Here is a 13,518-nt window from a genome sequence, read left to right on the forward strand (position 1 = left end):
CGTTGACAAACGGTAAAGATTTTAGCTTATTAATGAATATATATGATTGTATATCTTTATCCATATAATTACCAGCTTTTGATTAAAGATTTAATAATTTCAGCTACTCTTTCTGCTTCATTTAAGGGTTTGTAGCTATATTCTTCTAGAGCAATAGCCGACTTATCAAAAATTCTTGCTATCTTCTGTTCTACTAACTGCTTTATAAAAATCTTATGCTTTGAAGAATTAAAGTTTGGTGGGCAGAATATATAAAGAGGCTTGCCGCTTGAAGCTGCTTCACTGCACATTGAGATTGAGTCGGCCGTAGAGATTATATATTTTGCTTTGGAGAGCATAGCTATATAAGGATTATAGCCTGCTTCTTCGTTCGGGTAATAAATAATTGTGGAGGACGGCATATTATTTTTAATAATTGATTTTACAGTGTGTGGTGTACGTCTACTAAAACTAATGAAAAAAGGTATTTTTTGATTAGTATATATTTTATTTAATAATGAAGCAAATAAAACTGCTTCATCTTCATGGAAATTAAATTTTTTATTATTCCCACCGATTATCACTGCAATAAACTGTTTAAGATTAGGATAATGTTTTTGGAGTTCCAAGTTCGCTGCGGCGAACTGTTCAGTTACGTTGTTGATAGCTCCGTTGATGGGGATGATGTTTTTAAAGTCGTCATTGCGAGGAAATACGAAGTATTGACGAAGCAATCTAGTAAAAAAGCCCTGAGATTGCTTCAGCCACTTTGTGGCTTCGCAATGACGTTGGTCATGATAAGGCAGAATAACGGCATCAAATGCATTGTAAGGAAGATTAGGCTGCATTATTTGTATTAACTTGATATCTTTAAATTTCTTTTTTAAATAAAATGCTAGTACTGCCGTTCTTCTTCCAGCGGTAATTATCATATCAGGCGGGGACTTATCCAAAAGATACTGCAATAGCTCACTTTTTATATGAATAGGATAATATTTTAGTAAAAAGTTCGGTAGCTTAGCTAAGCAATTATATTCAAGCTTAATTGTTGTATATTCTTCCATTAATTTTTCAGCAAGTGCAATAGCCTGATGGGTGTTGCCTGTTCTATCATCCTCCAATACGTGTATTTTCATTGTAAATACTTCTCTAAAGGTAATGTTAATAAGTTTGTTAGAGGTAGTGATTTATCGCAAGCCTCGGCTATTTGTGGTGTGATCGGAATTTGAGCGATTAGTGGTATATTATATTTTTGTGATAAATGTCCGCCACTATTATTTTTAAGCATATAGCTCATATTCTCAATTATTCCCAAAATAGGTAAATTTAGTTTTTGATATAAATCTATAGAACGTATTACGTCTATTTCTGATATTTTTTGTGGTGTAGTTACGATTATTACGCCGTCTAAATGATAATTTTCTAGTATACTTAAATGAATATCACCTGTTCCCGGCGGCATATCGATAATTAAATAATCTAAATTATCCCATTTTGTTACCGATAATAATTGATAAATAGTCTTACTCGCCATAGGACCACGCCAAATAATTGCCGAGTGGTCTTTAACGAAGAAGCCTATAGATATAATTTCGATGCTTTGAGCAAGTACCGGTATTATTCGTCCATCTTTCGTTTGCGGTACTTCGTTAATGCCGAATATATGCGGAATTGACGGACCGTAAATATCTGCATCTACTATCCCGACTCGGTAATTTGCTAGACTTAACTGCTGAGCGATAAGAGCCGATATTGTAGATTTTCCGACTCCGCCTTTACCTGACGCTACTAAGATAATTTTTTTTACATTTTCTACAAAATGTTTTGGTTTTTGAACTTTTTTCTCCATCGGTTTACTTTCGGTAAAAACAATTGTTATTTTATTTACTTCCGAAATCTCGTTAAGTTTATTAATTGCCTTAAGTCTAATTTCTTCGGCTTCTAACTTGTTTTTACCTGATATATCTATTGAGAAACCGATATTATTACCTTTAATTATAATATCCGATATAATTTCATTTAAAAAAGTACCGTCTTTAAAGGTAATATGCTGAATTTTATCTATAATTTGTCGTTGGTGTAAATTCGCCATAATTAAATTTCCTTTTTAAAGCTGTTTAAGCTCGTAACTTGACGTTATATACTATAATATATATAATTATCTCATCTTTAAAAATAATATAAAACAATAAAGCAAATGCTTAATAAAAAACATATCTCAATTTTAAAAAAATCCCCATGGAAAGATTTTGATTCTGATAAAGAAGATAACATATTCACAAGACCGCGTAAAAATCAATTTAATTTTGATCAATTTCAATTCCCGTTTAATTTCAATGCTAAAACAATAATTTTAGCTGTTGTTGCAGTGGTTGCTTTATGGCTCGCTTCGGGTATTTATGAAATAAAAGAAGGCGAAGAAGCAGCGGTAATAAGATTTGGGCGTTTTGTGCGTAAGGGCTACCCCGGGCTTAATTATCATTTACCGGCACCTTTTGAAAAGATAATAGTTGAGAAAGTTAAACAATCACGTCGGATTGAGATTGGTTATCGCACAAATAGCTCTCTGCGTAGCGGTGGCGATAATACTAAAAATATTGCCGGTGAAAGTATAATGCTCACCGGTGATGAAAATATCATTGCTTTAAATTGTGACGTAATGTGGCATATTAATAATCTTGAAGATTTTATTTTTAACGTACAAAGACCTGCAGAAACAGTAAAAGCAACAGTCGAGAGTGCCGTTAGGGAAGTCATAGGCAATACTCCTATTTCTTGGGTATTATCCGATCAAAAGCAGGAGATTACTTATAAAATAGAGAAATTAGCACAGAAGATATTGGATAGTTATAATGCCGGCGTTATGATTGAGAAAGTACAATTATTAAAAGCCGAGCCGCCTGCCGAAGTAATAGACGCTTATAGAGACGTGCAAACTTCAAAAGCAGATAAAGAAAAAGAAATAAATCAAGCTCAAGCCTATAATAATAAGATTTTGCCGGAAGCTAGAGGAGCGGCTGCAAAGATTATACAAGAAGCAGAAGGTTATAGAGCAGAAGTTATATCGAAAGCAGAAGGTGATAGCCAAAGATTTAATGCTATTTATAAACAATATGCTACAGGTAGGCAAGTAACTAGAGATAGATTATATTTAGAAGTAGTCGAAGAGATATTAGGCGGTTCAAATAAAACGATTATTAATAATGCACTACTGCCGCACATGGCTATTAAACCATAGGGGTGCTATATGTCATTCCCGCTTTTGCGGGAATGACATCAAGCGTGTTTTTCACGCTATACACAAATGACATCTAAACAACAAGGAATATTAAATGCAACAAAAGATTTATTATATAATTTTTACAATTGTTTTTGGGTTGATACTGATTTCTAGCTCCTTATTTTCAGTTGACCAACGCCAATCTGCAGTAGTATTCCAGTTTGGTGAGGCAGTTAGAACTATAGAAAATCCAGGACTGAATATTAAAATCCCGTTTATTCAAAATGTTGAATTTTTTGATAAGCGTCTTTTAGATGTTGAGGTTGAGGCAAAAGAATTAACGGCTGCTGACGGTAAACGAGTTATTGTTGATGCCTACGCCAAATTCCAAATTAATAATCCTGTAATGTTTTATAAAACGGTACATGATTATCAAGGTGTGAAAATTAGGCTGACTCGTAATCTTGAATCGTCAATGCGTAAGGTGATAGGTAAAATCTCGCTAAGTAGCCTTTTAAGTCAGGAACGTAGTAATGTAATGTTAAATATCTTAAATCAAGTGGACGGTGAAGCTAAAAGCTTCGGTATTGATGTTGTAGATGTTAGAATTTTAAGAGCAGACTTACCAAAAGAAAATAGTGCGGCTATTTATCGTCGTATGCAAACGGCACGTGAAAAAGAAGCAACCCAAATTAGAGCGGAAGGACAAGAAGAAAGCGTGCGTATTCGTTCAAAAGCAGATAAAGAAAGTAAAATAATACTTGCTAAAGCTTATCGAGATGCACAAATTATTAAAGGTGACGGCGATGAGAAAGCGGCAAAAATATATAATTCTGCTTATTCAGTTGATCCGGAATTTTATAAATTTTATAGATCACTTTTAGTATATAAAAATTCTTTAAAGAAAGAGAATACTAATTTTGTAATTTCACCGGATGCTGAAGTTTTAAAATATCTAAATCTCACTAAGTAGTATACTAGTCTATCTACTTTTTATTTACTTGGAGTATATGGTTAATCTGAAAATAGTTATTGTTATAATAGTTTTAATATCAAGTAACGTTGTTCTAGCAAAAGAAAATAGTAAGTCTTTAAAAGTAGCAGCTCAAGAAGAGAATGAATTTACGGAAATAAATTCTGCTCCTTTAAAAGTAAGTGAAGCCGCTCGTTATAGCTTTGCCGATATAGTTGAACCGTTAATTCCTGCAGTCGTTAATATTTCAACAATAGAATATGTTAATAGTAAATCGGAAAACGCCGAGAAAGATCCTCTGCAAGAAAAAGTTAATGATTTTTTAGAAAAGCTTAATATACCGCTGAATTTGGAAGAGGTTGATCAAACTCCGAAAAGTGTCCCGCTTGGTTCAGGATTTATTATTGAACCTAACGGCTTAATAGTGACAAACTATCATGTAATTGCAAATGTTGATAAAATTAATATAAAACTTGCAGATAATACCGAATTATCGGCTAAATTAATAGGTAACGATACTAAAACCGATTTAGCTCTCTTAAAAATAGATAGCGAGGAACCTCTACCTTTTGTTGAGTTTGGAGATTCAAATGATGCAAGAGTAGGAGATTGGGTTATTGCGATCGGTAATCCGTTCGGTAATCTAGGCGGTACGGTGACAAGTGGTATTATTTCTTCTAAAGGGCGGGATATCGATATAGATACGGACAATATAGTCGATAATTTTATTCAAACGGATGCTGCAATTAATAACGGTAATTCCGGTGGTCCTATGTTTAATTTGGATCAGAAAGTAATCGGCGTAAATACGGCAATTTTTTCACCGCTCGGTACTAATATAGGTATCGGTTTTGCAATACCGTCAAATACTGCAAAGCCTATAATCGCACGTCTTAAGAAAGATGGAAAAGTAAGTAGAGGACGCCTTGGAGTAACAATACAAGATTTAACCGAGGAAATTTCTGAAGGGCTAGGACTTAAAAATACTAGAGGGGTGTTAGTAGCTAAAGTACAAGAAGACGGTCCAGGTGATAAAGCGGGAATTAAAACAGGTGATATAATAATAGAGTTTGCAGATATACCGGTTAAAAATACTAAAAAATTACGTGTAATTATTGCAGATGCTCCTATTGATCAGGAAGTAAAAGTAAAAATACTTCGCGATAAAAAGGAGCTTGAGTTACCTATTAAAATTACTGCGGATAATGAAGAGGTTACCAAAGCTTCTACAGAAGAGACCAATAAGAAAGAAATAACAAATAAAGAAGAAAATAATTTATCTATTACTAAAAATAATATTACTTATAAGTAAGCTAGAAGAATTATATGAAAATGCTAAAAAATCAGATAAGCAAAATATTTTGCTCTTGATTGAAAGGGGGAGTAGTAATATGTTCGTACCATTGCAGGTTATGTAGTTTTCTATGTTATTTCCACGAAGGCGGGAATCCGAAAAATAATCTTAACATTGATACAAAAATTACATATTTAATAAAAGAAAGCTATAAAAATAAGTTTTTTATAGCTTTTGCTGGATTCCCGCCTTCGCGGGAATGACATAGAATGTAAAAATAATACCTAAATAATTTATGAATGAAAAAATAGCAATTTTAAGTGCATATAGTTTTGTTAATATAGAAGAACCGGCGAATTTGATACCGAAACTTTTGCTTATCGGTAAAAGAAAATATGTTAGAGGTACTATTTTATTAGCTAATGAAGGCTTTAACGGTTCTTTTTCAGGTTCATATGAAAATGTAAATCTTGTACTTGAAGAATTGATAAAGCTGACCAGTCCCAAAGATGTTAACGTTAAAATAAATTATAGTGATGTTCATCCTTTTCAGAAATTGAAAGTCAGACTGAAGAAAGAGATCGTAGCAATGAACGTTGATGATTTAAATGTTGATTTGTTTAAAGGCGAATATATAGAGCCGAAAGATTGGGATGAATTTATCACAAAACAAGATGTTATAGTAATAGATACTCGAAATGATTATGAAGTAGAGGTTGGTACATTTAAATCAGCAATTAATCCTAATACCAAAACATTTAAACAATTTCCTGCTTGGGTTCAGCAGAATCAAGAATTGCTCAAAGGTAAGAAAATTGCTATGGTTTGTACAGGTGGTATCAGGTGTGAAAAATCCACCAGCTTACTTAAAAGCATAGGTTATGATGAGGTATATCATTTAAAGGGTGGAATACTGCAATATCTAGAAGATACACAAAACAAGAACAATTTATGGCAAGGTGAATGTTTTGTCTTCGATGATAGGAGAGCAGTGACAGATGATTTATCGCCTGTAGAAAGACATTGGTTGCAGAGATAGATGTCGTTGACCGATTGAAACGTGTAGTATGTCATTCCCGCGAAAACGGGAATCCAGAAAAAAAGAGAGCTTTTAATTTTAAAAATTCAGTATATTTGTATTTTTTAATTACTGGATTCCTGCTTCCGCGGGAATGACATAACCCTTTGTTTATTTATTAGAAATATATGACTAAAACCAAACAAGAAATTTATAATAAGCGTCCAACTTCACCGCATTTAACTATATATAAGCCGCAAATAAGTTCTACATTATCAATTTTGTATCGTATGACCGGCGTAGCTTTGTTTTTTGCGGTGTCAATCTTGGTGTGGTGGTTGATTCTTAGTAAATATGACAATAATTATTTACAGCTTGCTGAATGCTGTATTATAAAAATATGCTTAGTAGCTGTTAGCTACGCTTGGTTTTATCATTTATGTAACGGCATTCGGCATTTATTTTGGGATATCGGTTACGGTTTTTCTATAAAATTGGTTAATATCACCGGTTGGTGTGTAGTGGTAGGACCTGTATTATTAACGGTATTGTTATGGGTGTAGTAATTAAAAATGTCATTGCGAGGAGATGCGTAGCATCGGCGTGGCAATCTCAGAAATAATAACAAATGCCTGAGATTGTTTCGTCAATTGCTATGCAATTTCCTCGCAATGACGAAAAGCTAAAACAAATAATAGAGAAAATTAATGGTATATGATTTTAAAGCAGAAATTGTAAAAGCAAAAAATAGCGGTTCTGCTAAAAGCGGTTCTCATCATTGGTTATTGCAAAGAGTAACAGGGATTATATTAGCTTTATGTTCTGTGTGGCTAATATATTTTACGTTAACCAACAAAAATAATGATATAAATATTATTATGTTGTGGGAACTTAAAAAGCCTTTTAATGTAGTAGCTTTGTTAATTACGGTGGTTATTTCGTTGTATCATGCGATGCTTGGTATGCGTGTAGTAATTGAAGATTATATAAGTTATCACAAATTACGTAATACATTGATTATAATAGTGCAATTATTTTGCATTGTTACTATTGTAGCTTTTGTAGTAGCGTTGTTTTATAAAGGATAAAAATTGTCATACCGCGGCTTGACCGCGGTATCCAGAAAACAATATTGTGTATTGAATTACTGGACCCCGTGGTCAAACCATGGGGTGACAGAGGTAGACAATTCACGTATCAAAATAGTAAAAAATTAATTTAATGACCAAAGCGTATAATATCATTCATCATAAATTTGACGTAGTAGTTGTAGGTGCAGGCGGAGCAGGTCTTCGTTCTGCATTCGGTATGGCTAAAGAAGGGCTAAATACCGCTTGTATAACTAAGCTGTTCCCAACCCGTAGTCATACTGTGGCTGCTCAGGGCGGAATTAGTGCGGCTCTTGGGAATATGGGCGAAGATGATTGGCGTTGGCATATGTATGATACGGTAAAAGGTTCTGATTGGTTAGGCGATCAGGATGCCATTGAGTATATGTGCAAAAATGCTCCCGATGCGATTTTAGAGCTAGAGCATTACGGCGTACCTTTCTCAAGAACTGAAGAGGGAAAAATTTATCAGCGTCCTTTTGGAGGAATGACAACAGAGTACGGCAAAGGAAAAGCAGCTCAGCGTACATGTGCTGCGGCAGATCGTACAGGGCATGCCATACTGCATACTTTATATCAACAGTCACTAAAACATAAAGTACAGTTTTTCGTTGAGTATTTTGCTATTGATTTATTGATGGAAGATGGTGAATGTAGAGGCGTAGTTGCGTGGAATTTAGATGACGGTAGTCTGCATTGTTTTAGAGCGCATAATGTAGTGCTTGCAACGGGCGGATACGGGCGTGCTTATTTTTCGGCGACGTCTGCTCATACTTGTACTGGTGATGGGGGTGGCATGGCGATTAGAGCCGGTCTTCCACTGCAAGATATGGAATTTGTACAGTTCCATCCGACAGGTATATATTCGGCCGGCTGTCTTATTACCGAGGGGGCAAGAGGCGAAGGGGGGTATCTCGTTAATGCAAACGGTGAGCGTTTTATGGAGCGTTATGCTCCTGCTGCAAAGGATTTAGCTTCAAGAGATGTAGTTTCAAGAGCAATGACTATAGAAATCAGAGAGGGGCGAGGAGTCGGCGAGCATAAAGATCATGTATTTTTACATTTAAATCATTTATCGCCTGAGATTTTACATAGTCGTTTGCCCGGTATCTCTGAGACGGCTAAAATTTTTGCCGGTGTTGACGTGACTAAAGAGCCGATACCGGTACTTCCTACGGTACATTATAATATGGGCGGGATACCGACGAATTATCACGGTCAAGTCATAATCAAAGACGGTAAAAATCATAATAGCGTAGTAAAAGGGCTTATGGCAATCGGTGAAGCGGCTTGCGTATCGGTACACGGTGCTAACCGATTAGGATCAAATTCTTTGCTTGATTTAGTAGTATTTGGTAGAAGTTCTGCATTAAAAGCAGCCGAGCTTATTAAGCCTGCGAGTCCCCACAAGTCTATAAAAGAAGAAAGTCTTGAAAAAATTATAAATAGATTTGATAAAGTCCGTCACGCTAACGGTAATATTTTAGTTGCAGAGTTAAGGCTTAAAATGCAAAGAACTATGCAAAGCCATGCTTCGGTATTTAGAACTCAAGAGGTACTAGATGAAGGGGCAGGAATGATTAGCGAAATAAGAAGCGGCTATAAAGATATAAAAATTAACGATAAATCTTTAATTTGGAATAGCGATTTGGTGGAAGCCTTAGAGCTAGATAATCTACTTGATCAAGCTTTAGTAACGGTATATTCGGCAGTTGCAAGAAAAGAAAGCAGAGGAGCTCATGCACGTGAAGATTATCCTGATCGTAATGATGAGGATTGGATGAAGCATACTCTTAGCTCTATCGATGAAGCAGGTAAAGTAGTTCTTGATTATAAACCTGTGACTTTAACTACTTTAACCGATGAAGTAACAACAGTCCCGCCGGTGAAGAGAGTGTACTGATTAATGTTCTTATGTCATTCATGCGAAAGCAGGAATCTAGAAACCTTTAATGTTATCCCGCGATTTAATCGCGGGATCCAAAAATGCTTATTTTTTAGATATCGCGGTCAAGCCGCGGTATGACAAGAAAAAAATATATATAAAATATGTTTGAGTATTTAATAAAATTCTATCCAAAAATCTTTTTTATTGTAGAGGGAACTTTGGTAACTTTAAAATATAGCGTTATTGCCGTTATATTCGGTTTAGTAATAGGGATGCTGCTCGCTATTTGTAAGGTAAATAAAAAGCGTGCTTTAAGGCTTTTTGCAAATTTCTATACTTCTATTTTCAGAGGAACGCCTTTATTAATTCAATTAAGTATTATTTATTTTGCTTCACCTTATATCATAGGCATTAAATTTAGTGTGTTTATGGCGGGAGCTATTGCTTTTTCTCTTAATTCGGGAGCATATGTTTCCGAAGTAATCAGGGCAGGGATTAATGCAGTTGATAAAGGGCAGTTTGAAGCGGCTGAAGCTCTTGCTATTCCAAAGTTTTTAATAACGAAAGATATAATTCTGCCGCAAGCAGTTAAAAATATTTTTCCGTCATTAGTAAATGAGCTTGTAAATTTGATTAAAGAATCAGCCATTATTTCTATGCTTGGAGAAATGGATTTAATGCGTAGAGCACAAATTGTATCAATTGAAACATATAATTATTTTTTTCCAATGCTTATTGCTGCGTGCTGTTACTATATTTTAGTGATGTTAATCAGCTTTATAGCAAAAATAATTGAGAAAAAAATGATTGTTAATTAAAACATACTTGCTTTTATGGAAAAAGTAATTATAATTTAAGTTTAGTGTAATTTACAAATTCTTATAATTTGTATTTAGAAATGATTGAAAATAAAGGGTGGAAGTATTTTTCACCCTTTAATTATCGTATATATAAGTTTTTTTGGAGTATTTTTTTTAATGCCGACATATAATCAATTAGTACGTTTTGGGAGAAAGTCAAAAACTCGTAAGACCAAATCTCCTGCCTTAGAATCTAATCCTTTTAAAAGCGGTGTTTGCCTAGTTGTAAAAACCGTTACCCCTAAAAAGCCTAACTCTGCACTTCGTAAGATTGCAACGGTGCGTTTAAGTAATAAAAGAACCGTAAATGCATATATTCCTGGTGAAAAGCATAGTGTAAAGGAACATGATAGGGTGTTAGTAAGAGGCGGTCAGGTTCCTGATCTTCCGGGGGTGAAATATCATATCGTACTCGGTGCTTATGATATTGCCGGAGTTAAAGGACGTAAGCAAGGTCGGTCACGTTACGGTGCTCCTCGTAAACAAGTTGCAGTTACAAAAAAATAAATTATTAGTTAGAGAGAAAAAATAAAATGTCACGTCGTCATGCCGCAGAGAAGCGAGTAATTTTACCTGATATGAAATATAACAGTATTTTACTGTCAAGATTTATCAATAATATTATGAAAGAAGGGAAGAAAGCCCTTGCAGAGAAAATTGTTTATTCAGCCTTTAATAAAATTGAAAAGAAGCATAGAGTTGATCCGTATCAAACCTTTAATAATGCTATGCATAACGTGAAGCCGCATTTAGAAGTAACTTCGGTTAGGGTTGGAGGAGCTAATTATCAAGTTCCGACGCATGTTGATGAAAGAAGAGGATATGCCCTTGCTAGCCGTTGGATTATTAATGCTGCGTCAAAACGTTCTGAAAAAATGATGATTGATAAACTTGCCGAAGAGCTGTTTGAAGCTTCTAATAATAGAGGTGTTGCCATTAAGAAGAAAGAAGATACTCATAAAATGGCCGAAGCTAATAAAGCTTTCTCTCATTTTAGCCCTAAAAAAATGAAATAAGGTAGGGTATAATGAGTAAAATAAATAAACTTGAGTATATTCGTAATATCGGTATATGTGCTCACATTGATGCCGGTAAAACCACAACTACCGAACGTATTTTATATTATACCGGTAAATCGCATAAAATAGGTGAAGTTCATGAGGGCGGTGCTACCATGGATTGGATGGAACAAGAACAAGAACGCGGTATAACCATTACCTCAGCTGCTACTACTTGTAGATGGCAAGATAAAATAATTAATATTATCGATACTCCTGGACACGTTGACTTTACTATCGAAGTAGAGCGTTCGCTTCGTGTTCTTGACGGTGCGGTTGCAGTATTTGACGGTGTAGCAGGTGTTGAACCGCAGTCAGAAACGGTTTGGAGGCAAGCAGATAAATATAATGTTCCTAGAATGTGTTTTGTCAATAAAATGGACAGAATGGGAGCAGATTTTTATAGATGCGTGGAAATGCTCAAAGATCGTTTAGGAGCAAAACCGCTTGTTATTCAGTTGCCTGTAGGGATTGAAGAAAATTTTAAAGGTATCATTGATCTTATTAAAATGAAAGCAGTGATTTGGAAAGATGAAGCACTTGGAGCTGAGTATTTTGAAGAAGATATACCTGCCGATATGAAAGATAAAGCTGAAGAATATCGTGCTAAATTACTTGATATGGTTGTTGAGTTAGATGATCATGTTATGGAAAAATATTTATCAGGTGAAGAAGTAACAGCAGAAGAGATTAAAAGATTAATCAGAAAAGGTACTATTTCAGCAGCATTTTATCCGGTTTTATGCGGTAGTGCTTTTAAAAATAAAGGGGTACAGCCTTTACTTGATGCCGTAGTAGATTTCCTACCTTCGCCTATTGATATAGGTATAGTAAAAGGTATGGAAGTAAGTACCGGTGAAGAAAAAGATTTCCCTGTTTCGGTAACTGAGCCTTTTGCAGCTTTAGCATTTAAAATTATGAATGACCCATTTGTCGGTTCATTAACTTTTATTAGAATATATTCAGGTAAAATTACTTCAGGAACAACTGTTATTAATACCGTAAAGAATAAAAGAGAAAAAATCGGTAGAATGCTATTAATGCATGCTAATAATCGTGAAGACGTAAAAGAAGCATCAGCAGGTGATATAGTAGCTTTAGCAGGTCTTAAAGATACTACCACAGGTGATACGTTATCTGATATTGATCAGCAAGTAATCTTAGAAAGAATGGAATTTCCAGAGCCGGTAATTGAGCTTGCGGTAGAACCTAAATCAACAGCCGATCAAGAAAAAATGGGCCTCGCACTTTCTCGTTTAGCAGCTGAAGATCCATCATTTAGAGTGTCAACTGATTATGAAACAGGACAAACAGTGATAAAAGGAATGGGAGAGCTCCATTTAGAAATTATCATTGATCGTATGAGAAGAGAGTTTAAGGTCGAAGCAAGTATTGGAGCTCCTCAAGTAGCATATCGTGAAACTATAACAAAAGTTTGTGAAATTGATTATACCCATAAGAAACAATCCGGCGGTGCAGGACAATTTGCTCGTGTAAAAATTATTTTTGAGCCTCTAAAAGAGGTAAAAGATCTAAAAGATGAAGATAAAAATAAAATTTTTGTCTTTGAAAGTAAAATCATCGGCGGTGCCGTGCCTAAAGAATATATACCAGGTGTTGAAAAAGGATTAAATAATATTAGAGAAACCGGTGTTATTGCCGGTTATCCTATGATTGATTTTAAAGCAACTTTAGTTGACGGTGCGTTTCATGATGTAGATTCTAGTGTACTTGCGTTTGAAATTGCTGCAAAGGCAGCATTTAGAGAAGGGATGCCGAAAGGTAATCCTAAATTACTTGAGCCGATTATGCAAGTTGAAGTTATCACTCCTGATGAATATATGGGTGATATTATAGGCGATTTAAATAGTCGTAGAGGACAAATTCAAAGCATGGATCCAAGAGGGAATGCTCAAGTAGTGACTGCGAATGTTCCTTTAGCGGAAATGTTTGGTTATGTTAATACGCTTAGGTCTTTATCTCAAGGTAGAGCTCAGTTTAGTATGATATTCTCTCATTATGATCAAGTGCCGAGTCAAGTAGCTGATATTATTAAAGCTAAAAAATAATTTAGGGGTGAGGTGTCACGTCTTACAGAAATAAATGTTGTTTTGCCGTG

At 34.9% G+C, this 13,518-nt stretch carries 12 protein-coding genes and 1 pseudogene; 11 read left to right on the forward strand and 2 right to left on the reverse strand.

What is annotated here, in order from left to right:
- Positions 1–68: 68 nt before the first annotated feature.
- Both RSL_RS00855 and RSL_RS00860 read right to left on the reverse strand, forming a co-directional pair.
- Entirely contained in the window at positions 69–1,115 is a 1,047-nt protein-coding gene (locus RSL_RS00855; RefSeq protein WP_014273182.1) for a mitochondrial fission ELM1 family protein, read from the reverse strand.
- Positions 1,112–2,071, reverse strand: a complete 960-nt coding sequence (locus tag RSL_RS00860; RefSeq protein WP_014273183.1) for an Mrp/NBP35 family ATP-binding protein — start codon at positions 2,069–2,071, stop codon at positions 1,112–1,114. The genes RSL_RS00855 and RSL_RS00860 overlap by 4 nt, the downstream gene beginning before the upstream one ends.
- Positions 2,072–2,176: 105 nt before the next feature.
- Between RSL_RS00860 and hflK the strand changes: the two genes are divergently transcribed.
- The 11 genes and pseudogenes from hflK (at position 2,177) to fusA (ending at position 13,468) form a co-directional block, all read left to right on the forward strand.
- Positions 2,177–3,217 (forward strand): FtsH protease activity modulator HflK, encoded by a 1,041-nt coding sequence (hflK, locus tag RSL_RS00865; RefSeq protein WP_004996655.1) that lies wholly within the window; start codon positions 2,177–2,179, stop codon positions 3,215–3,217.
- A 94-nt stretch (positions 3,218–3,311) separates the two neighbouring features.
- On the forward strand, positions 3,312–4,172 hold the full coding sequence (gene hflC, locus RSL_RS00870) for a protease modulator HflC (RefSeq protein ID WP_004996654.1): 861 nt from the start codon (positions 3,312–3,314) through the stop codon (positions 4,170–4,172).
- A 37-nt stretch (positions 4,173–4,209) separates the two neighbouring features.
- A pseudogene (locus tag RSL_RS00875) lies at positions 4,210–5,590 on the forward strand (S1C family serine protease).
- 171 nt (positions 5,591–5,761) lie between these two features.
- Positions 5,762–6,505, forward strand: coding sequence for an oxygen-dependent tRNA uridine(34) hydroxylase TrhO (gene trhO, locus RSL_RS00880; protein ID WP_014273185.1), 744 nt, complete (start codon positions 5,762–5,764; stop codon positions 6,503–6,505).
- 167 nt (positions 6,506–6,672) lie between these two features.
- Positions 6,673–7,047 (forward strand): succinate dehydrogenase, cytochrome b556 subunit, encoded by a 375-nt coding sequence (sdhC, locus tag RSL_RS00885; RefSeq protein WP_014273186.1) that lies wholly within the window; start codon positions 6,673–6,675, stop codon positions 7,045–7,047.
- Between the two features lie 144 nt (positions 7,048–7,191).
- Positions 7,192–7,572, forward strand: a complete 381-nt coding sequence (gene sdhD, locus RSL_RS00890) for a succinate dehydrogenase, hydrophobic membrane anchor protein (RefSeq protein WP_010976844.1) — start codon at positions 7,192–7,194, stop codon at positions 7,570–7,572.
- Positions 7,573–7,705: 133 nt separating this feature from the next.
- Entirely contained in the window at positions 7,706–9,496 is a 1,791-nt protein-coding gene (gene sdhA / locus RSL_RS00895) for a succinate dehydrogenase flavoprotein subunit (RefSeq protein ID WP_014273187.1), read from the forward strand.
- Between the two features lie 146 nt (positions 9,497–9,642).
- Entirely contained in the window at positions 9,643–10,299 is a 657-nt protein-coding gene (locus RSL_RS00900) for an amino acid ABC transporter permease (protein WP_014273188.1), read from the forward strand.
- 159 nt (positions 10,300–10,458) lie between these two features.
- On the forward strand, positions 10,459–10,848 hold the full coding sequence (rpsL, locus tag RSL_RS00905) for a 30S ribosomal protein S12 (protein ID WP_004996647.1): 390 nt from the start codon (positions 10,459–10,461) through the stop codon (positions 10,846–10,848).
- Positions 10,849–10,874: 26 nt separating this feature from the next.
- On the forward strand, positions 10,875–11,357 hold the full coding sequence (gene rpsG / locus RSL_RS00910; protein ID WP_004996646.1) for a 30S ribosomal protein S7: 483 nt from the start codon (positions 10,875–10,877) through the stop codon (positions 11,355–11,357).
- Positions 11,358–11,368: 11 nt separating this feature from the next.
- Entirely contained in the window at positions 11,369–13,468 is a 2,100-nt protein-coding gene (fusA, locus tag RSL_RS00915) for an elongation factor G (protein WP_014273189.1), read from the forward strand.
- Positions 13,469–13,518: the final 50 nt, after the last annotated feature.

Origin of the sequence: Rickettsia slovaca 13-B, assembly GCF_000237845.1 — a bacterium.
Classification (GTDB): Bacteria; Pseudomonadota; Alphaproteobacteria; order Rickettsiales; family Rickettsiaceae; genus Rickettsia; species Rickettsia rickettsii.